The sequence below is a fragment of the Pseudomonas sp. MYb60 genome, from assembly GCF_002979555.1.
Taxonomy (GTDB): Bacteria; Pseudomonadota; Gammaproteobacteria; order Pseudomonadales; family Pseudomonadaceae; genus Aquipseudomonas.
In genome coordinates this window covers 178,139-201,553 of the sequence record NZ_PCOZ01000005.1, presented here as the reverse complement: position 1 = coordinate 201,553, position 23,415 = coordinate 178,139, and the positions used below count along the sequence as shown (strand labels likewise).

Sequence of the window (23,415 nt, the reverse complement as noted above, 5' to 3'; positions counted from 1 at the left end):
CCCTCAATCACCTGTTCTGAAACGCAAAACGGCGCCCTAAGGCGCCGTTTTGTGTATTCCGTCCCGCTAAGCGATCAAACGCCCAATACCGCGTGCTGCACCAGGGTGAGCAACGGTTGTGGGTACACGCCCAGGAAGAACGCGAGCAGGGCGATGGCCAGCAGCATCACGCCGCCTGCCTTCTGTTCCCAATGCAGCTCGGCGTCGACACGGCGCAGGTTTGGCTCGATCAGGTACAGGGTGACCATCACGCGCAGGTAGTAGAACACGCCGATGGCGCTGCCCAGTACCAGCGAGGCCACCAACCACCATTCATGGGCTTCAACACCGGTAGCGACGATGTAGAACTTGCCGATAAAGCCAGCGGTCAGCGGAATACCGGCCAAGGACAGCATCATCACGGTGAGCACGGCGGTCAGGTACGGACGGCGCCAGAACAGGCCACGGTATTCGTACAGGGCGTCGGCGTCCCGGCCTTTGAACGGCGAGGACATCAGCGTAATCACGCCGAACGCGCCAAGGCTGGTAATTACGTAGGTGACCAGGTACACGCCCATGGCTTCCACGGCCAGGCCTTTGCTCGCCACCAGGGCGATCAGCAGGTAGCCGAAGTGCGCGATGGAGGAATAACCCAGCAGACGCTTCAGGTTGTTCTGCGTCAGGGCCAGCAGGTTGCCGAACAGGATCGACGCAATGGCGATCACGGTCAGCACGTCGTTCAGCACGCCGGTGTTGGCAGCAGGGGAGATCTGGAACAGACGCACCATCACCGCAAACACTGCAACCTTCGACGCAGTGGCCAGGAACGCCGCCACCGGCGCCGGGGCGCCTTCGTATACGTCCGGGGTCCACAGGTGGAACGGCACCAGCGACAGCTTGAACGCCAGGCCGATCAGCATCATCGCCAGGCCCAGTTGGGCAATCGGCGCAGGCATGCTGGTGGCAGCCAGGGCGTGGCCGATACCGGTGAAGCTCAGGCTGCCGGCTTCGGCGTAGAGCAGCGCCATACCGAACAACAGGAACGCGGAACCGGCCGCCGACAGCACCATGTACTTGATGCCGGCTTCCAGGGAGCGTTTGTTGAAGAAGGCATAGGCGACCAGACCGTAGGTCGGGATCGACAGCAGTTCCAGGCCAATGAACAAGCCAGCCAGGTGCTGTGCGCTGACCAGCACGATGCCACCGGCCGCAGCCAGCAGGATCAGCAGGTACAGCTCTTCGCGGTTGCCTGGATAGCCAGTGCCGCCTTCGCCGAGGTAGGCGTGGGCGAGGGTGACGCAGGCCAGTGTGGCCACCAGGATCAGCGCGATGTACAGCAGGGCAAAGTCATCGACCATCATCAATGGCGTGACCGCCAGTGGCGCGACCTTGAGGGCCGGGATGATCGACAGCAGGGCCAGGTTCAGACCGGCACAGGACAGCAGGAACGTTTGCGAGTGATTGCGGCGCCAGGCGATGGCCAGCATCACCACCACGATGGTGAGGCTGGTAATCAGCAGCGGCGCAAGCGCGATAAAGTGTTGGATCGTGAATTCCATAGCGCTCTTACCGGGCCGAAGCGAGTTGAGAGAAGGCGGTGCCGAACCACTGCTGCACGCCATGCATCGTTGCGGCAGAAGTGTCCAGGAACGGTTGCGGGTACACGCCGATGTAGATCAGCAATACCGCAAGGCCGAGCACCATGATCAGTTCGCGAGCATCCATCCCTTGCAGGACGGTGTCGGACTTGGCCGGGCCGAAATAGGCGCGGTGGATCATGATCAGCGAATACACCGAACCGAATACCAGGCCGGAGGTGGCAATGGCGCTGATCCACGGTGTCTGCACGAAGGCGCCCATCAGGATCAGGAACTCGCCGATGAAGTTACCGGTGCCCGGCAAGCCCAGGGACGCGGCGGCGAAGAACAGGCTGATGGCCGGCAGGTACGCGATGCGGGACCACACGCCACCCATTTCACGCATGTCACGGGTGTGCAGGCGCTCGTACAACTGGCCGCTCAGGATAAAGAGCGCAGCGGCCGAGACACCGTGGGCCAACATCTGGATGACCGCGCCTTGCAGCGCCAGTTGGCTGCCGGAGTAGATACCGATCAGTACGAAACCCATGTGGGAAACGGACGAGAAGGCAATCAGACGCTTGATGTCGGTTTGTGCGAAGGCCAGGAACGCACCGTAGAAGATCCCGATCAGACCCAGGGTCATCGCGATCGGCGCGAACTCGGCCGAGGCATTCGGGAACAGCGGCAGGGCAAAACGCAGCAGGCCGTAGGCCGCGGTTTTCAGCAAGATACCGGCCAGGTCGACGGAACCGGCAGTCGGCGCCTGGGCGTGAGCGTCAGGCAGCCAGGAGTGGAAAGGCACCACTGGCAGCTTCACCGCGAACGCGATGAAGAAGCCCAGCATCAGGATGTACTCGGTGGTCATCGACATCTTGGTTTTCAACAGGTCGGCGTAGTTGAAGGTAATCACGCCAGTGTTGTTGAAGTTGACCAGTACCAGACCCAGGATCGCCACCAACATGATCAGGCCGGAAGCCTGGGTGAAGATGAAGAACTTGGTCGCCGCGTAGATCCGGGTTTTCTTGCCGTCCGAAGAACTGTGACCCCAGAGCGCGATGAGGAAGTACATCGGCACCAGCATCATTTCCCAGAAGAAGAAGAACATGAACAGGTCGAGGGCGAGGAACACGCCGACCACGCCGCCCAGGATCCACATCAGGTTCAGGTGGAAGAAGCCCACGTGACGCTGAATCTCTTTCCACGAGCAGAGTACCGAGAGGATACCCAGCAGGCCGGTCAGCAGGATCATCAGCAGCGACAGGCCGTCGAGGGCCAGGTGCACGTTGATGCCGAAGCGCTGGATCCAGACGTGCTTGAACTCGATGGCCCAGGTCGGATCGGCGCCAGGCGCCGGAGCAAATGAATAGTCGCCATGGGCCCACAGCCAGAGGCCGAGTGCGAGTTCCAGGGACATGGTCAGCAACGCAATCCAGCGGGGGAGGGTGGCGCCGAAGCGTTCACCCATCCAGCAGAGCAGGCCGCCGATGAAGGGGATCAGGATTAGCCAGGGCAGAATCATGACAGGCTCGTTTCCTTTCGCAAGTTCGCAAAGTTGGCAGTGTTCATAGTCAGACCGCTACCACGACAATGGCGCCGATCACCAGAACGGCACCGGCAGCCATGGACGCGGCATACCAACGCAATTGGCCAGTCTCGCTGCGGCTCAGGGCGGTGTGACCGGCCTTGGCGGCACGCGGGATCAAACCGATGGTCTGGTCGAGCGGGTCTTTGCGCAGTACGTGGCTGATGGCCAGGTAAGGTTTGACGAACAGTTTGTCGTAGATCCAGTCGAAGCCCCAGGCAGCGAACCACCAGGCCGACAGGAAACGGCCAATGCCACTGTTGGCAACCGCAGTCACGAAGCGACGCTTGCCAAGGAACAGCAGCGCGGCCAGCAGGATACCGGCGATAGCGATGGCGCCCGAGGCGATTTCCAGGCTGTGCTGGGCGGCGCCGCCGGCATGGCCGACGCTTTGTGGCAGTACGCCGTGCAGTGGCGGAGTGATCATGGCACCGACGAAGGTCGACAGCACGATCAGCACCGACAGTGGCAACCAGTGGGAGATGCCGTGACCCGCGTGTGCTTCGGTCTTGGCTTCACCGTGGAAGGTGATGAAGATCAGGCGGAAGGTGTACAGCGAGGTCATGAACGCACCCACCAGGCCTGCGTAGAGCAGGTTCTGGTTACCGCTGGCAAAGGCTTCCCAGAGGATTTCATCCTTCGAGTAGAAACCGGCGGTCACCAGCGGCAGGGCGGCCAGGGCGGCACCACCGACGATGAAGCTGGCGTAGGCCAGTGGCAGTTTCTTCCAAAGGCCGCCCATCTTGAAGATGTTCTGTTCGTGGTGGCAGGCAACGATCACCGCACCGGAAGCGAGGAACAGCAGAGCCTTGAAGAAGGCGTGGGTCATCAGGTGGAAGATCGCCGCGTCCCAGGCGCCAACGCCCAGGGCCAGGAACATGTAGCCGATCTGGCTCATGGTCGAGTAGGCGAGGATTCGCTTGATGTCGGTCTGCACCAGCGCGGCGAAGCCGGCCAGTACCAGGGTCACGCCGCCAACGATGCCCACCAGGTGCAGGATGTCTGGCGCCAGGGTGAACAGGCCGTGGGTACGGGCGATCAGGTAGACACCGGCGGTTACCATGGTTGCGGCGTGAATCAGTGCCGACACCGGGGTAGGACCGGCCATCGCATCCGCCAGCCAGGTTTGCAGCGGCAGTTGCGCGGATTTACCCACGGCGCCGCCCAACAGCATCAGGGTCGCCAAGGTGATCCAGAAATCGCCAACCTGGAATTTCTGCGGTGCCAGCACCAGCAGTTCCTGGATGTTCAGCGTGCCCACCTGTTGGAACAGAATGAACAGGCCGATGGCCATGAACACGTCGCCGATGCGGGTCACGATGAAGGCCTTGAGTGCCGCGTTACCGTTGTTGCGGTTGCTGTAGTAGAAACCGATCAACAGGTACGAGCACAGGCCCACGCCTTCCCAGCCGAAGTACAGGAACAACAGGTTATCGCCGAGCACCAGGAACAGCATGCTGGCGATAAACAGGTTGGTGTACGAGAAGAAGCGCGAGTAGCCCGCTTCACCGCGCATGTACCAGGACGCGAACAGGTGGATCAGGAAGCCTACACCCACCACCACGCCGAGCATGGTGATCGACAGGCCGTCGACGTAGAGGGCGAAGTCAGGCTTGAAGCCTTCTACCGACATCCACTGCCACAGCACCAGGGTGTAGTGGCCGCCTTCTGGCGGCGCCACGTTGAATTGCCAGATGACGTAGGCGGCGACGATGGCCGACAGGCCAATGGAGCCCACGCCGATCAAGGCCGAGAGGTTTTCCGACCAGCGTCCACGGGAGAACGACAGCAGCAGGAAACCGATCAGGGGAAATACGAAAGTCAGAAAGATCATGTTCATCCGCGCATCTCACTGGCAGCGTCGATATCAAGCGTGTGGAAGCGACGATACAGTTGCAGCAGGATCGCCAGGCCAATACTGGCCTCGGCGGCTGCCAGGCTGATCACCAGGATGAACATGACTTGTCCATCCGGCTGGCCCCAGCGTGCACCCGCAACGATGAACGCCAGTGCGGCGGCGTTCATCATGATTTCCAGGCTCATCAACACAAACAGAATGTTACGGCGAACCATCAGGCCGACCAGGCCAAGGCAGAACAGGATGCCGGCGACCGCCAGACCATGCTCCAAAGGGATAGCAGGCATCGTCATTGCTCCTTGGCTTCGTTGCGGCCCAAGTGGAAGGCGGTGATGGCTGCAGCGAGCAGCAGCATCGACGCCAGTTCGACCACCAGCAGGTACGGGCCGAACAGGCTGATGCCCACCGCCTTCGCATCTACGGTGGTGTGGCCGATGGCCTGGCCGCTCTGGTGAGCGAACAGCACATACAGCAGCTCACCCAGCAGCAGGGCTGCGAGGATAACCGGGCCGAGCCAGATGCCGGGCTTGAGCCAGACGCGTTCCTGGGCGACCGAAGCCGGCCCCAGGTTGAGCATCATCACCACAAACACGAACAGCACCATGATGGCGCCCGCATAGGCGATCACTTCCAGCACGCCGGCGAACGGAGCGCCGAGTGCGAAAAAGGTCATGGCCACGGCGATCAACGAAATGATCAGGTAGAGCAGGGCGTGCACAGGATTGGTGTTGGTGATCACGCGAAGCGTGGACACCACTGCAATACCGGACGCGAAATAGAAAGCGAATTCCATCTTTCTTCCTTAAGGCAGCAAGCTCTTCACGTTGATCGGCTCGGCTTCGTTTTGTGCGGCGCCTTTCGGCTTACCGGCAACGGCCATACCTGCAACACGATAGAAGTTGTAATCAGGGTTTTTACCGGGACCAGAGATCAACAGATCTTCTTTCTCGTACACCAGGTCCTGACGTTTGAACTCGGCCATCTCGAAATCCGGTGTCAGCTGGATCGCGGTGGTCGGGCAAGCTTCCTCGCAGAGGCCGCAGAAAATGCAGCGCGAGAAGTTGATGCGGAAGAAGTCCGGGTACCAGCGACCGTCTTCGGTTTCAGCTTTCTGCAGGGAGATGCAACCCACCGGGCATGCCACGGCGCACAGGTTGCAGGCTACGCAACGCTCTTCGCCATCGGGGTCGCGGGTCAGCACGATGCGGCCGCGATAGCGCGGCGGCAGGTACACCGCTTCTTCCGGGTATTGCAGGGTGTCGCGTTTGCGGAAGCCGTGACCGAACACCATCACCAGGCTTCGCAACTGGGTACCGGTACCCTTAACGATGTCGCCAATATATTTGAACATGGGTCAAATCCTCACTGAACCGCGGCCGCTGGCGTGTTCAACAACACAACGGCAGCAGTCACCAGCAAATTGATCAGGGTCAGTGGCAGGCAGAAGCGCCAGCTGAAATCCATCACCTGGTCGTACCGTGGACGCGGAATGGAAGCGCGCAGCAGGATAAACAACATGATGAAGAACGCGGTCTTCAGGAAGAACCAGAAGAACGCCAACTGCGGCAGGATGCCGAACGGACCGTGCCAGCCGCCGAAGAACAGCGTGACCAGCAGGGCCGAGATCAAGATGATGCCGATGTACTCGCCAACGAAGAACATGCCCCATTTCATGCCGGCGTATTCAATGTGGTAACCGTCGGCCAGTTCCTGTTCCGCTTCCGGCTGGTCGAACGGGTGACGGTGAGTCACGGCCACGCCAGCGATGAAGAAGGTACAGAAGCCGAAGAACTGCGGAATGATGAACCACAGGTTCTGCGCCTGGTACTCGACGATGTCGCGCATGTTGAACGAGCCAACCTGCACCACGATGCCCATCAGCGCGAGGCCCATGAACACTTCGTAGGACACGGTCTGGGCCGAGGCCCGCAAGCTGCCCAGCAGGGCGAACTTGTTGTTACTGGCCCAACCGGCGAACAGCACCGCGTAGACCGACAGACCGGCCATGGCGAAGAAGAACAGCAAGCCGATGTTCAGGTCCGCGACGCCCCAGGTCGGGGTGATCGGGATGATCGCAAAGGCGATCAGCAAGGCGCTCATGGCCACGACCGGTGCCAGGGTGAAGATCACCTTGTCGGCAAACGGCGGGGTCCAGTCTTCCTTGAAGAACATCTTCAGCATGTCGGCCGCGATCTGGAACATGCCGAACGGGCCAACGCGGTTCGGACCGTAACGGTCCTGCCACCAGCCCAGCAGGCGACGTTCGACGAAGCTGAGCAGGGCGCCCGCAACGACCACGGCCAACAGGATCACGATGGCCTTGACCACCGAGATGATCACGTCGATCACTTCAGGAGTGAACCAAGTCATTGCGCTGCCTCCTGCAGACCGTCAACGGTTTTGCCGAAGATCGCCGCTGGAATGCCAGCGATGCCCTTAGGCAGTGCAACCAGGCCGGCGCCCAACTCTTCGTTGATGCGCAGCGGCAGACGCAGGGTCTGGCCGGCCACGTTCAGACTGAGCAGTGCACCGTCGTTGACGCCCAGGCGGTCGGCCTCGGACTTGGCCACGGACACGTAGGCGCGTGGAAGGCGCTCTTGCACCGGTGCGGCTTTGGAAGAGTTCTCTTCGCTGCCGAACAGGTGGAAGAACGGCACAACCTGCCAGGTGCCTTGGGCCGGGTTGAACGGACGCGGCACGGCAGCGAACCAGTTCAGCGAATCACCGGTGCTTTCGATCAGGCGGGTGCCCGGGTCGCCAGCGCGGATGTGACCACCGACTTCGTCCTGGAACTTGTTCCAGGCCTGTGGCGAGTTCCAGCCCGGCGACCAGGCGAACGGCACCTGTTGACGCGGCTCGGCCGAACCCGAGTAGCCTTCCATGGAGAAGGCGAACGCGGTGTCGTTGTCTTGCGGGGTACGCGGTTCGTGCACGCTGATGTTGGCGCGCATGGCGGTACGGCCGGAGTAACGCAGCGGTTCACGGGCCAGTTTCATGCCCTTGATGCGGAACGCGGCGGACGGTGCAGCGTCGACGATGCGTGCCAACTGCGGCGCGCTGGCGGCGGTCGCGGCGGTCACGTGGTCGAGCTGGGTCCAGTCGATCGGCTGGTTCAGCAGGGTCGCGCGCAGGGCATGCAGCCAGCGCCAGCCTTCGTGAACCAGGATGCTGGCGTCCATGTACTTCGGATCGAACACCTGGAAGAAGCGCTGGGCGCGGCCTTCCTGGCTCACCAGTGTGCCATCGCCTTCGGCGAAGGTGGCGGCTGGCAGGACCAGGTCGGCACGCTCGCTGGTGGCGGTTTTCTGGTGATCGGCAACGATCAGTACCTTGGCGGCGTCCAGCGCAGCGTCAACCTTGGCGGCATCGGTGCGGGTGTACAGGTCATTTTCCAGGACCACGATAGCGTCGGCACGGCCTTCGGTCACGGCTTGCAGGGCTGCGTCCAGGGATTCGCCACCGAGCATGGCCAGGCCGAGGCTGTTGGCTTCCGGCACGACCAGGCTGATGGAACCGTTCTTGTCGCGCAGCTTCAAGGCCTTGGCGATGTTGGCAGCGGCCTCGATCAGTGCCTTGGAACCCAGGGAGGTACCGGCAATGATCAATGGACGCTTGGCGGCCAGCAGGGCGTCGGCGATGCGTTGGGCCAGTGCGGCCGCTTCGCTGTCCAGGCCTTCGACGGCAGGGGCGCTGGCGTCGAGGGCGTGGGCCACGGCGAAACCGATGCGAGCCAGGTCGTCCGGCGCGGCGTGCACGCACTCTTCGGCGATGTCGTCGAGCTTGGTCTCAGCCAGGCTGGCGATGAACAGCGGGTTCAGCGCGTGCTGGCCGATGTTCTTCACGGCGGCGTCGAGCCACGGCTGTACGCGCATGGCGTCGGCCATTTCTTCGGCCTTGCCTTTCACCGACTGGCGCAGCGACAGGGCGATACGGGCAGCGGTCTGGGTCAGGTCTTCACCGAGCACGAAAATGGCGTCGTGGTCTTCGATGTCGCGCATGTTCGGGACTGGCAGCGGGCTGTCGTTCAGCACTTGCAGGACCAGGCGGATGCGCTCCAGCTCGCCGGCTTCGATACCGGAGTAGAAGTGCTCGGCACCGACCAGTTCGCGCAACGCGTAGTTGCTCTCGAGGCTGGCGCGAGGCGAACCGATACCGACGATATTGCGACCACGCAGCAGGTCGGCGGCTTTATCCAGCGCGTCGTCCAGGCTCAGCTTGGCGCCACCGGCCAGCAGTGGCTGGCGCGGACGGTCTTCGCGGTTGACGTAGCCATAGCCAAAACGGCCACGGTCGCACAGGAAGTACTGGTTGACCGAACCGTTGAAGCGGTTTTCGATACGACGCAGTTCACCGTAACGCTCACCCGGGGAGATGTTGCAACCGCTGGAGCAGCCATGGCAGATGCTCGGGGCGAACTGCATGTCCCACTTGCGGTTGTAGCGCTCGGAGTGCGTCTTGTCGGTGAACACACCGGTCGGGCAGACCTCGGTGAGGTTGCCGGAGAACTCGCTTTCGAGGACGCCGTCTTCAACGCGACCGAAGTACACGTTGTCGTGGGCGCCGAAGACGCCGAGGTCGGTGCCGCCAGCGTAGTCCTTGTAGAAGCGTACGCAGCGGTAGCAGGCGATGCAGCGGTTCATTTCGTGGGAAATGAACGGGCCGAGGTCCTGGTTCTGGTGGGTACGCTTGGTGAAACGATAACGGCGCTCGTTGTGGCCGGTCATCACCGTCATGTCTTGCAGGTGGCAGTGACCGCCTTCCTCACAGACCGGGCAGTCGTGGGGGTGGTTGGTCATCAGCCATTCGACGACACTGGCGCGGAACGCCTTGGATTCTTCATCGTCGATGGAGATCCAGGTGTTGTCGGTGGCTGGGGTCATGCAGGACATGACGATACGACCACGGGTGTCGTTCTCGTCGGTGTACTGCTTGACCGCGCACTGGCGGCAGGCCCCGACGCTACCAAGCGCGGGGTGCCAGCAGAAATACGGGATGTCGAGACCGAGTGACAGACATGCCTGTAACAGGTTGTCTGCCCCATCGACTTCGAGCGCTTTGCCGTCTACGTGGATAGTGGCCATGGTTCAAAGTTCTTCGTTGGCCCGTTGTCAGCGGGCGTGGCTAATGGAATCTTGTTATTCATGTGCATCTACACAGCCCCGAAAGGCGTCAGCACATGAGAAGGCGAAGGGCACGGACCCTTCGCCTTTGAAGCGTTACGCGCCGACTACGATCGGCTTTGCCAGAGGCGGGACGGCGGCGCTGGTGGGCGCGATGCCGGCTTCGAACTCCGAGCGGAAGTACTTGATGGCGCTGCCCAATGGCTCCACGGCGCCCGGTGCGTGGGCACAGAACGTCTTGCCAGGGCCGAGGAAGCCGACCAGGCCGAGCAGGGTTTCGATATCACCCTCGCGGCCTTCGCCATTTTCCAGGGCCATCAGCAGCTTCACGCTCCACGGCAGACCGTCGCGGCACGGGGTGCAGAAGCCGCACGATTCACGGGCAAAGAACTGCTCCATGTTGCGCAGCAGCGAGACCATGTTCACCGTGTTGTCCACCGCCATCGCCAGGCCCGTACCCATCCGGGTGCCGACCTTGCCGATGCCGCCGGCATACATTTGTGCGTCGAGGTGCTCAGGGAGCAGGAAACCGGTACCGGCGCCGCCGGGCTGCCAGGCTTTCAGGGTGTAGCCGTCGCGCATACCGCCGGCGTAGTCCTCGAACAGCTCGCGTGCGGTCACGCCGAATGGCAGTTCCCACAGGCCAGGGTTCTTGACCTTGCCGGAGAAGCCCATGAGCTTGGTGCCCATGTCTTCGCTGCCTTCGCGGGCCAACGATTTGTACCAGTCCACGCCGTCGGCGATGATCGCCGGCACGTTGCACAGGGTCTCGACGTTGTTCACGCACGTCGGCTTGCCCCACACGCCTACGGCGGCAGGGAAGGGCGGCTTGGAGCGCGGGTTGGCGCGGCGGCCTTCGAGGGAGTTGATCAGTGCGGTTTCTTCACCGCAGATGTAACGCCCGGCGCCGGTGTGCACGAACAGTTCAAAGTCGAAACCCAAACCGAGGATGTTCTTGCCCAGCAGGCCGGCCGCCTTGGCTTCTTCCACCGCACGGTTGAGGTGCTTGGCGGCGGTGGTGTATTCGCCACGCAGGAAGATATAGCCACGGTAGGTTTTCAGCGCGCGGGCGCTGATCAACATGCCTTCGATCAGCAGATGGGGCAGTTGCTCCATCAGCATGCGGTCTTTCCAGGTGTTCGGCTCCATTTCATCCGCGTTGCACAGCAGGTAGCGGATGTTGATGGATTCGTCCTTGGGCATCAGGCCCCACTTCACGCCTGTGGGGAAGCCTGCACCGCCGCGACCTTTGAGGCCTGCGTCCTTGACGGTCTGGACGATGTCGTCCTGAGCCATGTCGGCGAAGGCTTTGCGTGCAGCCGCGTAACCGTTCTTGGCCTGGTATTCGTCGAGCCATACCGGCTCGGCATCGTCACGCAGGCGCCAGGTCAGCGGGTGGGTCTCAGGCGAACGCTTGATCAGGTTGGCCGGGCCGAAAGAGGTCAGGGTCATGGGTAGCCCTCGAGCAATTGGGTCACGCCAGCAGGCTGGACGTCACCGAATGTGTCGTCGTCGATCATCAACGCCGGCGCCTTGTCGCAGTTGCCCAGGCAGCACACGGGCAGCAGCGTGAAGCGGCCGTCCGGGGTGGTCTGGCCGAGGCCGATGCCCAGCTTGTTCTGGATTTCGCTGACCACGGACTCGTGGCCACCGATGTAGCAGACCATGCTGTCGCACACGCGAATGATGTGACGGCCGACCGGCTGGCGGAAGATCTGGCTGTAGAACGTGGCCACACCTTCAACGTCGCTGGCAGGGATGCCGAGGATCTCGCCGATGGCGTACAAGGCGCCGTCGGGCACCCAGCCACGTTCCTTCTGGACGATCTTCAAGGCTTCGATCGACGCCGCGCGCGGGTCTTCGTAGTGATGCAACTCGTGCTCGATGGCCGAGCGCTCGGTTTCACTGAGGGTGAAACGGTCTGTCTGGATAAGCGTGCTGTTCATGCTTAGCGGTCCACGTCGGCCATAACGAAATCGATACTACCCAGGTACGCAATCAAGTCCGCGACCATCTCGCCTTTGATCACCGAAGGGATCTGCTGCAAGTGGGCGAAGCTCGGGGTACGGATCCGGGTGCGGTAGCTCATGGTGCCGCCATCGCTCGTCAGGTAATAACTGTTGATACCCTTGGTCGCTTCGATCATCTGGAAGGACTCGTTGGCCGGCATGACCGGGCCCCACGAAACCTGCAGGAAGTGCGTGATCAGGGTTTCGATGTGCTGCAGCGTGCGCTCTTTCGGCGGCGGCGTGGTCAGCGGGTGATCCGCCTTGTACGGGCCGGCCGGCATGTTGCGCATGCACTGCTCGATGATCTTCAGGCTCTGGCGCATTTCTTCGACGCGCACGATGCAACGGTCGTAGGCATCGCCGTTGGCCGCCAGCGGCACTTCGAACTCGAAGTTCTCGTAGCCGGAATACGGACGCGCTTTGCGCAGGTCGAAATCGCAGCCGGTGGAACGCAGGCCAGCACCGGTGACGCCCCATTCCAGGGCCTCTTTGGTGTTGTACTGAGCGACGCCGATGGTCCGGCCTTTGAGGATGCTGTTATCCAGCGCGGCCTTTTGGTATTCGTCGAGACGCTTGGGCATCCAGTCGATGAATTCCTTGACCAGGCGCTCCCAGCCATTCGGCAGGTCGTGCGCCACGCCGCCGATGCGGTACCAGGCAGGGTGCAGGCGGAAACCGGTGATGGCTTCGATGACCTTGTAGGCGCGCTGACGGTCGGTGAACGTAAAGAACACCGGGGTCATGGCGCCAACGTCCTGAATGTAGGTACCCAGGAACAGCAGGTGGCTGGTGATCCGGAAGAACTCGGACATCATGATGCGAATCGTGTCGACCCGGTCCGGTACCTTGATACCGGCGAGCTTCTCGACCGAGAGCACGTACGGCAGGTTGTTCATCACGCCGCCGAGGTAGTCGATACGGTCGGTGTACGGGATGAAGCTGTGCCAGGACTGACGCTCGGCCATCTTCTCGGCACCACGGTGGTGGTAACCGATGTCCGGCACGCAGTCGACGATTTCTTCACCGTCCAGTTGCAGGATGATACGGAAGGCACCGTGGGCCGAAGGGTGGTTCGGGCCCAGGTTGAGGAACATGTAGTCCTCGTTGGTGCCGGAGCGCTTCATGCCCCAGTCTTCCGGACGGAAGCGCGCGGCCTCTTCTTCAAGCTGTTGCTTGGCGAGGTTGAGGCTGAACGGGTCGAATTCAGTGGCGCGGGCAGGGAAGTCCTTGCGCAGCGGGTGACCTTCCCAGGTCGGCGGCATCATGATGCGCGTCAGGTGCGGGTGGCCGGGGAAGTCGATGCCGAACATGTCCCAGACTTCACGCTCGTACCAACTGGCGTTTGGCCAGATGCCAGTGACGGTCGGGATGCTCAGGTCGCTTTCGCTCAGCGCGACCTTGATCATCACGTCGCTGTTACGTTCCAGCGACATCAGGTGGTAGAACACGGTGAAATCGGCGCCGCTCGGCAGCCCTTGACGCTTGGTGCGCAGACGCTCGTCCACGCCATGCAGGTCATAGAGCATGACGTATGGCTTGGGCAGGTTGCGCAGGAAGGTCAGGACTTCGACGAGCTTGGCGCGCGCCACCCACAGCACCGGCATACCGGTGCGTGTGGCCTGGGCGGTGAAGGCGTCAGGGCCAAAACGGTTATTGAGTTCGACGACCACATCCTGGTCGTCTGCCTTATAAGGCGGGATGTACAGAGCGCTGCCTGTAGTCATGGTTTTTTATCGCTTTCGGTCAACGTAAAGAATGAAGCCAGGTGTTCGTTCTATGAAAGAAGCGGTGCTGGATCAGACTTCGTCAGGGCTGCGCAGGTTGGTGACTGCGATTCGCTGTTCGCGGCGCTCTTCCTTTTGCGACGGCATCTCGGCGCGGTACACGCCTTGATCACCGACGACCCAGGACAGCGGGCGACGCTCCTTGCCAATCGATTCCTGCAACAGCATCAAGCCTTGCAGGAATGCTTCAGGGCGAGGCGGGCAGCCAGGCACGTAGACGTCAACGGGCAGGAACTTGTCCACCCCCTGGACTACGGAGTAGATGTCGTACATGCCACCGGAGTTGGCGCACGAACCCATGGAGATAACCCACTTCGGCTCGAGCATTTGCTCGTAGAGACGCTGGATGATCGGCGCCATCTTGATGAAGCAGGTACCGGCGATAACCATGAAATCCGCCTGGCGCGGCGATGCCCGGATAACTTCGGCGCCAAAGCGCGCGATGTCGTGGGGCGCCGTGAAGGCGGTGGTCATTTCCACGTAGCAGCACGAAAGACCGAAGTTGTACGGCCACAGGGAGTTTTTACGCCCCCAGTTGACCGCGCCACTCAGCACGTCTTCCAGCTTGCCCATGTAGATGTTTTTGTGGACTTGGTCTTCTAACGGGTCGGAAACGGTTTCCCGTTCGCCGATGGGGTACTGCTCGTTAGGAGCATCCGGGTCGATCCTGGTGAGATTGTATTGCATCGCCAAAGCCTCATTGTTTCAGCTTCGCTTGCCGCTTACGACGAGCTTCCGGAGCCCAGTCAAGGGCGCCCACTCGGAATAGGTAGACAAGGCCTGCCAACAGAATTGCTATGAAAACGAGAGCTTCGACGAATCCGGTCCAGCCGCTTTCGCGGACGGACACAGACCAGGCAAAGAGAAAGAGGGCTTCGATATCGAAGATCACGAACAGCATCGCGACCAGATAGAATTTGGCTGAGAGCCGCAAGCGGGCGCCACCTGTAGGCAGCATGCCGGACTCGAACGGTTCATTCTTGCTGCGGCCCCAGGCTTTTGACCCGAGGAGGCTGGACACGCCAAGCATGAAGGCACAAAGGCCGACAACACCGAGGAGGAAAATGGCAAAGCCCCAGTTGTGGGCCATGAGTCCTGTCGCGTCGGTCATGCTGGAAGTCCTTAACAGAGAGCAAAGGTCTCTGAGCTCGAAAAATTAACGATGCAGTGACGATATGTCGCAGTGCAATCAATCGCGGTGATTTTATGGCTAAACACCGGGCAAGTAAAATTCCTATAGCGAAATTATTCGATGGAATAAGGACATAGTGCACCTTCTTGGGGCTGCAGCCCTTGTGTGGTGGGCATTAGCGGGCTTTTAATCAAATATGTTTTGTTTATCCGGTAACGAAGTTTTCAAGCCCTAAATGATAATGAATATTGTTTGCGTGGGGTTTAAGCGAATGTTTCTCGTGTAGCGGGGGAAGTTGTCGTTACTTGGTTGATTGCGGCTTAGTTGCCGGCGGGGATCTTTTAACTGATCCAGACGAGGCGGGTACCGCTCTGGATCAATGTTTTGCGCAATAAACCCACTGTCGCCACCTTTCCAGTGTGAGAGGGGGCAAGCCCCCGGTGGCAGTGGATGAGCTTGCACATATGCTGTCTGACCCACCGCTATCGGGGGCAAGCCCCGTCCCACATTTTGATCTTCATTTTGCCAGGGCGGTTTTCACGACATAAAAAAACGCCCCGAACGAGTCGGGGCGTGATTGTTGTGCGGCACTGCGGTTAGCTCTTAGTGGTTCCGCTGTGGCCGTGTACGCATTGCTTAGTGAAACTGCTCTTCCTCAGTCGAGCCGGTCAGCGCGGTCACGGACGAGGTGCCGCCCTGGATCACGGTGGTCATGTCGTCGAAGTAACCGGTGCCCACTTCCTGCTGGTGCGCCACGAAGGTGTAGCCCTTCGAGGCGTCAGCGAACTCCTGCTCTTGCAGCTTCACGTAGGCGGTCATGTCGTTGCGGGCGTAGTCGTGCGCCAGGTTGAACATGCTGTGCCACATGTTGTGAATGCCGGCCAGGGTGATGAACTGGTGCTTGTAGCCCATGGCGGACAGCTCGCGCTGGAACTTGGCGATGGTGGCGTCGTCCAGGTTCTTCTTCCAGTTGAAGGAAGGCGAGCAGTTGTAGGACAGCAGTTGGTCCGGGTATTCCTTCTTGATCGCTTCGGCAAAGCGACGGGCCTCGTCCAGGTCCGGCTTGGCGGTTTCGCACCAGATCAGGTCGGCGTATGGCGCGTAGGCCAGGCCACGGGCAATCGCCTGGTCCAGGCCGGCACGGACCTTGTAGAAACCTTCCTGGGTACGTTCGCCGGTCACGAACGGCTGGTCGTATGGGTCGCAGTCCGAGGTCAGCAGGTCTGCGGCGTTGGCGTCGGTACGGGCCAGGATAATGGTTGGTGTGCCGGCAACGTCAGCGGCCAGGCGGGCAGCGGTCAGTTTCTGTACGGCTTCCTGAGTGGGAACCAGTACTTTGCCGCCCATGTGGCCGCATTTCTTGACCGAAGCCAGTTGGTCTTCGAAGTGCACGCCGGCAGCGCCAGCCTCGATCATGCTCTTCATCAGCTCATAGGCGTTCAGTACGCCGCCGAAACCGGCTTCGGCGTCAGCCACGATAGGTGCGAAGTAGTCGATGTAGCCTTCATCACCCGGATTCTTGCCGGCTTTCCACTGGATCTGGTCGGCACGACGGAACGAGTTGTTGATGCGCTTGACCACGGTTGGCACCGAGTCCACCGGGTACAGCGATTGGTCGGGGTACATGGATTCAGCGGAGTTGTTGTCCGCAGCCACTTGCCAGCCGGACAGGTAGATCGCCTGGATACCGGCTTTCACCTGCTGGACTGCCTGGCCGCCAGTGAGGGCGCCCATGCAGTTGACGAAATCTTTGTCGGGACGGAAGGACGGCTTGGCCCCTTGGGTGACCAGGTTCCACAGCTTCTCGGCGCCGAGTTTTGCAAAGGTGTGCTCAGGTTGAACCGAGCCACGCAGGCGGACGACGTCAGCAGCGGAATAAGCGCGGGTCACGCCTTTCCAGCGTGGGTTTTCAGCCCAGTCTTTTTCGAGGGCTGCAATTTGCTGTTCGCGTGTCAGTGCCATGGGAGTAAACCTCGTCGCGTCTTCGTGTGAAAAAACAGGTTGGAGAAATCCGTTTTCCAGCCGTGCATTCGATGCATGGGCAGGGCTGCTCGCTGACCAGAAGCTTAGGCGGTCATGTCGGGTTTGGCGGGGAAGGCGACGGGATGAACGATTGGCGAGAGGGGCGGTAGGTAAAGGCGGGCCGAGAACTGTCTTCAGGCGTCGTGGGCCCTTGGGTGTTCAGCAGCGTGTTGCCGGGTTACCTGGTTAGCTTCCGTCCCTCGGGACAACTTCGTTCCAGTCGCAACCTCGTCAAACACGCCTTGTGGGCGGTACAGACACGAATCGGCTCGGGTGGGTAACTTGGAGCGGCGATCCGAAGGCCCTTGCCAGGGCCCCTGATTAGCGGGAGCGAGGCCATCATGCCCATGCTTTTTTAGATCGTCAAATGTTTTGTAGTGCTATTTTTCAAGCACTACATCTTTGGTCGTAAACGACTCATCAGTCAGTTTTTGGTGCTTCAGTTCAGGGTATCGACCTTGACCCGTACCGTCAGGTCATCGCGCCCCTGAGTAGAGTAGCTGCGGGTTGTAGAGGATTTTTCGGCCTGGGTCTGGCGGTTGATGCCGGCCAGCGTGATCCACTCACCCAAGCGCCCGCTAACGGTTGTGTCGGTGCTTTGCACGTTCACTACATCGGGACGTTCCTGGCTCATTCGGTCACGATTGGTGCTGATGGCCAAGTGAACGGTCTCGCCGGTGACGCTGGCAGTCACGTAGAAGCCTTGGGTGACATTGCGATACTGGGTCTGGTTCTGCAGACGGCCGTAGCTGTCCTGTTGGGTGGTGGTGAGTGGCACGCTCTGGCCAACCTGGATCAGTGCGGGCACGCCTTCGCTGGCCTGGATCTGCTGGATGCCGCCGTCACGGCTGGTAGTGCCGTAGCTGATAATGCGGGTTTGGCTGTTGCCGGTGTTCTGCTGGTTGGATTCGTTGGTGTCGACGGTGATCAGCAGGCGTTTGGCGGGTGTGTCCAGCTGTGACAGCAGGGCGCGCAGGTCCTGGATCTTGCCAGCGTCGGCGTTGACGATCAGTTGGTTGCCGTAGGCGCTGACGGTACCGTCCTTGCCGATGAAATTCTGCGCGACCGGTAGCAGGTCTGCGCTGGTGCGGTTGCTCAGGTTGACCACTTCGGTGTCGGCCATGGCTGAGACGCTGGCGGTCAGGAGGAGGGCGGTGAGCAGGGTGCGTAGGGACATGTCCGTTATCTCTGCGAGTCATTAGGCTTGAGTTTGCCAGTTTGTCGGCCTGGCGGGTCGCAAGTTGAATCGTAGACGGCAAAATGCCCTGGCAAGGCAGGGCATTTTGGGGGTGTTGCTGATATCGCTATCGGGGGTAGGCCCCCTCCCACACTTGACCGCATTCCAGTGGACGTACTCGGTCAAAATGTGGGAGGGGGCTTGCCCCCGATGGCAGCGACGCGGTCTTGAGTCAGCCCCCGCGCACCATATCCACATGCGGAATCCCGACTTCCAGGAATTCATCGCTGACGATCTTGAAGCCCAGTCGCTCATAGAACGGCGCCGCGTACACCTGGGCACTCAGGAATTGCTTGGTCTGCCCGCGTTCCTCGGCCACCCCAATCACCGCTTCCATCAGCTTGTCGCCGACCTTCAGCCCGCGCCAATCCTTGAGCACCGACACGCGCCCAATTTCGCCGCTGGGCAGCAAGCGAGCGGTGCCAATCGGAAAATCGCCTTCGAACGCTAGGAAATGCACCGCATCCGAGTCGTCTGCGTCCCATTCCAGCTCGGGTGGAACCGATTGTTCAGCGATAAACACCGCTTCACGAATGCGCCGTATCTCGGCGATATCCTTATGCCAGTCCGCGACACTTACGTGAATCTTATTCATCGGCAAATCCCAGGCTTCCTTGCTTGACCAGTTCACACAGCAGATCGCGACCGTCTTCATCGGCCAGCCACACACCGAGGTTCTCGGCGTGCAGGGCGTCGGCGGCGCAGATCAGCTTCAGCAGTTCGCGCAGTTTGCCCGGCAGGTAACGGCTCTGGCCGCTGGCGAACAGCAGTACGTCATCGTCCACTTCCGACCAGGCCATGCGCGCGCTTGGGTTGCGCACCAGGATCGCGCCGTCTTGCAGGGCGCCGATGAAGTCATCCTCACCCAGCTCTTCGCCGGCCACCAGTTCCGGGTAGCGCGGTTCGGTCATGAACTGGCCGAACCAGGTCAGCAACATGCGCTCATCGCTCATGTGCTCGGCCAGCAGGCTCTTCAGGCGGTCGAGGGCGTCGCTCTGGATCTGGTGCGGGTCGCTGACCGGCTGGGCGTCGGCGTCGGTGTAGCGCTCTTCGTCAGTCAGGTACTGGCTGAGGAAATCGGTGAAGTGGGTCAGCACTTCAGCGGCGCTCGGTGCGCGGAAGCCCACGGAGTAGGTCATGCAGTCGTCTTCGGCGATGCCGAAATGCGCCAGGCGCGGCGGCAGGTAGAGCATGTCGCCCGGTTCCAGTACCCATTCGGCGCTTTCTTCGAATTCAGCGAGGATGCGCAGGTCGGCGTGCTGCAGCAGCGGGCTTTCGGAGTTGCACATCTGGCCGATCTTCCAGTTGCGCTTGCCCTGGGCTTGCAGCAGGAACACATCGTAGTTGTCGAAGTGCGGACCCACGCTGCCGCCCGGTGCGGCGAAGCTGATCATCACGTCGTCGATGCGCCAGCTTGGCAGGAAGCGGAACTGCTCGAGCAATTCGGCCACTTCCGGCACGAACTGGTCGACAGCCTGCACCAGCAGGGTCCACTCGCGCTCAGGCAGGGTGCCGAAGGCGTCTTCGGCGAACGGGCCGCGACGCAGCTCCCACGGACGCTCGCCGTGCTCGATCACCAGGCGCGATTCGACTTCTTCTTCCAGGGCCAGGCCGGCCAGTTCATCGGCGTCGATCGGGCTTTCGAAATCCGGGATGGCCTGGCGGATCAGCAGCGGTTTTTTCTGCCAGTAGTCGCGCAGGAATTCCCGTGCCGTGATGCCGCCCAGAAGTTGAAGAGGGATATCAGGATTCATGTGTAACCTATTGAAAGAAAGCACTTTTCAGACTGGAATAAAAACGCCCGGCGCGGCCGGGCGTCTCAAAGGGTCTTGCTTGGATCAGATGCGCTTGGCTTGCTCGACAGCGTTGCCGATGTAGTTGGCCGGGGTGAGCAGTTTCAGCTCGGCCTTGGCGGCGTCTGGCATGTCCAGGCCGTCGATGAAAGTTTGCAGCGCTTGCGGGCTGATGCCCTTGCCGCGCGTCAACTCTTTCAGCTTCTCGTACGGGTTTTCGATGTTGTAGCGGCGCATCACGGTCTGGATCGGCTCGGCCAGGACTTCCCAGCACGCATCCAGGTCAGCGGCGATCTTCTGCTCGTTGAGTTCCAGTTTGCTGATGCCTTTGAGGCTGGCTTCATACGCGATCACGCTATGGGCGAAGCCCACGCCGAGGTTGCGCAGCACGGTGGAGTCGGTCAGGTCGCGCTGCCAGCGGGAGATCGGCAACTTGCTGGCCAGGTGCTGGAACAGGGCGTTGGCGATGCCGAGGTTGCCTTCGGAGTTTTCGAAGTCGATCGGGTTGACCTTGTGCGGCATGGTCGACGAACCGATTTCGCCGGCAATGGTGCGCTGCTTGAAGTAGCCCAGGGAGATATAGCCCCAGATATCGCGATCGAAGTCGATCAGGATGGTGTTGAAGCGCGCGATGGCGTCGAACAGCTCGGCGATGTAGTCGTGCGGCTCGATCTGCGTGGTGTAGGGGTTGAAGCCCAGGCCCAGCTCGTCTTCGATGAAGGCGCGGGCGTTGGCTTCCCAGTCGATCTCAGGGTAGGCCGACAGGTGGGCGTTGTAGTTGCCCACTGCGCCGTTGATCTTGCCCAGCAGCGGAACGGCCGCGACTTGAGCGATCTGGCGTTCCAGGCGGTACACCACGTTGGCCAGCTCTTTGCCGAGGGTGGTCGGCGACGCCGGCTGACCGTGGGTGCGCGACAGCATCGGCACGTCGGCGAAACGGATGGCCAGTTCGCGGATGGCGTTAGCGGTCTGGCGCATCAGCGGCAGCATCACGTCATCACGGCCTTCGCGCAGCATCAGGGCGTGGGACAGGTTGTTGATGTCCTCGCTGGTGCAGGCAAAGTGGATGAACTCGCTGACCTGGGCCAGTTCCGGCAGCTTGGCCGCTTGCTCTTTGAGCAGGTACTCGATGGCTTTGACGTCGTGGTTGGTGGTGCGCTCGATCTCTTTCACACGCTCGGCGTGCTCCAGGGAGAAATTTTCCGCCAGGGTGTTGAGCACAGCGTTGGCTTCGGCGGAAAACGCCGGCACTTCGCTGATGGCAGGGTGAGCGGCCAGGCGCTGGAGCCAGCGCACTTCAACCAGAACACGAGCACGGATCAAACCGTATTCGCTGAAAATAGGGCGCAGGGCCTGGGTTTTGCCGGCGTAGCGGCCGTCAACAGGGGAAACCGCAGTGAGCGAAGAGAGCTGCATGGGGTGTTCTCGGACAGTCGGGCAACGAAATGGGGCGCGTATCATACATGAAAAAATCCGCCGGTCCGTCGCCAACTGACCGGCGTATTACGCGTAACGGCTTGAAAACAGCCTGCTGGTGCGACTTATTCGTTGCGCATCAACGGGTAAAGCTCTTTAAGCAATTTGCGACGGCTGATGACCAACTGCCAACGATGACCGCCCAGCTGACGCCATAGGCGTGCCGATCGGATGCCGGCCAGGAGCAGGGCGCGGATCTTCGAGGCATTGTTCGGTTGTTGCAGGTTGCGCATGTCGCCGTGCACCTGAATACGCTGGCGCAGCGTGCTCAGGGTGTCCTGGTACAGTGCGCCACAGGCGGCGATCACGTTCTCGTGGGCTGGGCCGAAATGTTCCACCTGGGATTGGATCTGCGGCAAGCGCTTGCCGATGATCTCCAGCATGTCCTCGCGCTTGGCCAATTGCCGCTCGAGGCCGAGCATCGACAGCGCGTAGCGCAACGGCTCGCGCTGCAAGGTGCTGGGGTCGCGCTCCAGGGCGCCGATCAACGCGCGGTAGCCTTCGCGCAGGGCGATATCGTCGCCGCCGTAGACTTCCAGGGTGTCCTTGGGGTCGCGGATCAGCAGGCTGCCGAGCATGCAGGTCAGGCCGGCTTCGGTGACTTGGCCGGTCTTGGCAATCTTGTCGACCAATACGGCGGCGAGGAACACCCCGCCGAGTGCGGTCAATTGCTCCTGGGTCGGGCTCATGCCGGGTTGCTCCAGGCTTCGGCCACTTCGATCACGCCGCCGCCCAGGCAGATTTCGCCGTCATAGAACACCACGGACTGGCCCGGGGTGACTGCGCGTTGCGGGTCACCGAACGTGGCACGATAGCCCGTTGCGGTTTTTTCCAGGGTGCAGGGCTGGTCGCTTTGGCGATAGCGGACTTTGGCGGTCAGGCGGCGCGGGCTGCTCAGGTCGATCGGATTGACCCAATAGATTTCCGAGGCCAGCAGCGCGCCGGAGAACAGCAGTGGGTGTTCGTTGCCTTGGCCGACGATCAGCTCGTTGTTCTCAAGGTCTTTGACCAGCACGTACCACGGCTCTTCACCGGCGTCTTTCAAACCGCCGATGCCCAGGCCCTGGCGCTGGCCGATGGTGTGGTACATCAGGCCATGGTGACGGCCGATGGCTTCACCCTCAGTGGTTTTGATCTCGCCCGGCTGCGCTGGCAGGTACTGCTTGAGGAAGTCGCTGAAGCGGCGCTCGCCAATAAAGCAGATGCCGGTGGAGTCCTTCTTCTTGGCGGTGGCCAGGCCGTGTTGCTCGGCAATCCTGCGCACTTCGGGCTTTTCCAGCTCGCCGACCGGGAACAGGGTCTTGGCGATCTGTTCACCGCCGACGGCGTGCAGGAAGTAGCTCTGGTCCTTGTTCGGGTCCAGGCCCTTGAGCAGTTCGGTACGGCCATCGATGTCACGGCGGCGCACATAGTGGCCAGTCGCAATCAGGTCGGCGCCAAGCATCATGGCGTAGTCGAGGAACGCCTTGAACTTGATTTCGCGGTTGCACAGGATGTCCGGGTTCGGCGTGCGACCGGCCTTGTATTCGGCCAGGAAGTGCTCGAACACATTGTCCCAGTACTCGGCGGCGAAGTTGGCGGTATGCAGCTTGATACCGATCTTGTCGCACACGGCCTGGGCGTCCGCCAGGTCGTCCATGGCGGTGCAGTATTCCGTTCCATCGTCTTCTTCCCAGTTCTTCATGAACAGGCCTTCCACCTCATAACCCTGCTCCATGAGCAGAACGGCGGAAACGGAAGAATCCACGCCGCCGGACATGCCGACGATGACGCGCTTCTTTTGTGTGTCAGAAGGGGCTGGATCACGCATAGGGTTTCAACGGGTGTCTTGAAAAAGGACGCG

The 23,415-nt window shown here is 61.1% G+C and carries 20 protein-coding genes; all 20 read right to left on the bottom strand.

The window, feature by feature from the left end:
- Nucleotides 1–74: 74 nt before the first annotated feature.
- A complete protein-coding gene (gene nuoN / locus CQ041_RS10750; RefSeq protein ID WP_105522758.1) occupies nucleotides 75–1,538 on the bottom strand; it encodes an NADH-quinone oxidoreductase subunit NuoN in 1,464 nt (487 codons plus the stop codon).
- Between the two features lie 7 nt (nucleotides 1,539–1,545).
- Nucleotides 1,546–3,078: an NADH-quinone oxidoreductase subunit M gene (nuoM, locus tag CQ041_RS10745; protein ID WP_105522759.1), complete on the bottom strand. Its 1,533-nt coding sequence runs from the start codon at nucleotides 3,076–3,078 to the stop codon at nucleotides 1,546–1,548.
- Between the two features lie 49 nt (nucleotides 3,079–3,127).
- Nucleotides 3,128–4,981 (bottom strand): NADH-quinone oxidoreductase subunit L, encoded by a 1,854-nt coding sequence (gene nuoL / locus CQ041_RS10740; protein ID WP_105522760.1) that lies wholly within the window; start codon nucleotides 4,979–4,981, stop codon nucleotides 3,128–3,130.
- Complete coding sequence (nuoK, locus tag CQ041_RS10735) at nucleotides 4,978–5,286, bottom strand: NADH-quinone oxidoreductase subunit NuoK (RefSeq protein ID WP_003174727.1); 309 nt, start codon at nucleotides 5,284–5,286, stop codon at nucleotides 4,978–4,980. Before nuoK ends, nuoL begins: the two co-directional genes overlap by 4 nt.
- A 2-nt stretch (nucleotides 5,287–5,288) precedes the next feature.
- A complete protein-coding gene (gene nuoJ / locus CQ041_RS10730) occupies nucleotides 5,289–5,792 on the bottom strand; it encodes an NADH-quinone oxidoreductase subunit J (protein WP_016974946.1) in 504 nt (167 codons plus the stop codon).
- Nucleotides 5,793–5,801: 9 nt separating this feature from the next.
- Nucleotides 5,802–6,350 (bottom strand): NADH-quinone oxidoreductase subunit NuoI, encoded by a 549-nt coding sequence (gene nuoI, locus CQ041_RS10725; protein WP_003174725.1) that lies wholly within the window; start codon nucleotides 6,348–6,350, stop codon nucleotides 5,802–5,804.
- Nucleotides 6,351–6,361: 11 nt separating this feature from the next.
- Nucleotides 6,362–7,369: an NADH-quinone oxidoreductase subunit NuoH gene (gene nuoH / locus CQ041_RS10720; RefSeq protein WP_003192116.1), complete on the bottom strand. Its 1,008-nt coding sequence runs from the start codon at nucleotides 7,367–7,369 to the stop codon at nucleotides 6,362–6,364.
- Nucleotides 7,366–10,080 carry an NADH-quinone oxidoreductase subunit NuoG gene (nuoG, locus tag CQ041_RS10715; RefSeq protein ID WP_105522761.1) on the bottom strand — a complete coding sequence of 905 codons (2,715 nt, stop codon included), beginning with the start codon at nucleotides 10,078–10,080 and terminating at the stop codon, nucleotides 7,366–7,368. Before nuoG ends, nuoH begins: the two co-directional genes overlap by 4 nt.
- Before the next feature lie 135 nt (nucleotides 10,081–10,215).
- A complete protein-coding gene (gene nuoF / locus CQ041_RS10710) occupies nucleotides 10,216–11,571 on the bottom strand; it encodes an NADH-quinone oxidoreductase subunit NuoF (RefSeq protein WP_105522762.1) in 1,356 nt (451 codons plus the stop codon).
- On the bottom strand, nucleotides 11,568–12,065 hold the full coding sequence (nuoE, locus tag CQ041_RS10705; protein WP_003174721.1) for an NADH-quinone oxidoreductase subunit NuoE: 498 nt from the start codon (nucleotides 12,063–12,065) through the stop codon (nucleotides 11,568–11,570). The genes nuoF and nuoE overlap by 4 nt, the downstream gene beginning before the upstream one ends.
- A 2-nt stretch (nucleotides 12,066–12,067) precedes the next feature.
- Entirely contained in the window at nucleotides 12,068–13,852 is a 1,785-nt protein-coding gene (gene nuoC / locus CQ041_RS10700; RefSeq protein WP_105522763.1) for an NADH-quinone oxidoreductase subunit C/D, read from the bottom strand.
- Between the two features lie 72 nt (nucleotides 13,853–13,924).
- A complete protein-coding gene (locus tag CQ041_RS10695; RefSeq protein WP_016969249.1) occupies nucleotides 13,925–14,599 on the bottom strand; it encodes an NADH-quinone oxidoreductase subunit B family protein in 675 nt (224 codons plus the stop codon).
- Nucleotides 14,600–14,609: 10 nt separating this feature from the next.
- Nucleotides 14,610–15,023: an NADH-quinone oxidoreductase subunit A gene (locus tag CQ041_RS10690; RefSeq protein ID WP_003192109.1), complete on the bottom strand. Its 414-nt coding sequence runs from the start codon at nucleotides 15,021–15,023 to the stop codon at nucleotides 14,610–14,612.
- 657 nt (nucleotides 15,024–15,680) lie between these two features.
- Nucleotides 15,681–17,006, bottom strand: coding sequence for an isocitrate lyase (gene aceA / locus CQ041_RS10685; RefSeq protein WP_034120253.1), 1,326 nt, complete (start codon nucleotides 17,004–17,006; stop codon nucleotides 15,681–15,683).
- A 499-nt stretch (nucleotides 17,007–17,505) separates the two neighbouring features.
- The gene (locus CQ041_RS10680; protein WP_105522764.1) at nucleotides 17,506–18,243 is read right to left on the bottom strand and encodes a secretin N-terminal domain-containing protein; all 738 of its coding nucleotides are present in this window, start codon (nucleotides 18,241–18,243) and stop codon (nucleotides 17,506–17,508) included.
- 232 nt (nucleotides 18,244–18,475) lie between these two features.
- Nucleotides 18,476–18,898, bottom strand: coding sequence for a GNAT family N-acetyltransferase (locus CQ041_RS10675; protein ID WP_105522765.1), 423 nt, complete (start codon nucleotides 18,896–18,898; stop codon nucleotides 18,476–18,478).
- Nucleotides 18,891–20,057: a cupin domain-containing protein gene (locus tag CQ041_RS10670; RefSeq protein ID WP_105522766.1), complete on the bottom strand. Its 1,167-nt coding sequence runs from the start codon at nucleotides 20,055–20,057 to the stop codon at nucleotides 18,891–18,893. The genes CQ041_RS10675 and CQ041_RS10670 overlap by 8 nt, the downstream gene beginning before the upstream one ends.
- A gap of 84 nt (nucleotides 20,058–20,141) precedes the next feature.
- On the bottom strand, nucleotides 20,142–21,512 hold the full coding sequence (gene purB / locus CQ041_RS10665; RefSeq protein WP_105522767.1) for an adenylosuccinate lyase: 1,371 nt from the start codon (nucleotides 21,510–21,512) through the stop codon (nucleotides 20,142–20,144).
- A gap of 125 nt (nucleotides 21,513–21,637) precedes the next feature.
- Nucleotides 21,638–22,261 carry a high frequency lysogenization protein HflD gene (hflD, locus tag CQ041_RS10660; RefSeq protein ID WP_105522768.1) on the bottom strand — a complete coding sequence of 208 codons (624 nt, stop codon included), beginning with the start codon at nucleotides 22,259–22,261 and terminating at the stop codon, nucleotides 21,638–21,640.
- A complete protein-coding gene (mnmA, locus tag CQ041_RS10655) occupies nucleotides 22,258–23,382 on the bottom strand; it encodes a tRNA 2-thiouridine(34) synthase MnmA (protein ID WP_105522769.1) in 1,125 nt (374 codons plus the stop codon). Before mnmA ends, hflD begins: the two co-directional genes overlap by 4 nt.
- Nucleotides 23,383–23,415: the final 33 nt, after the last annotated feature.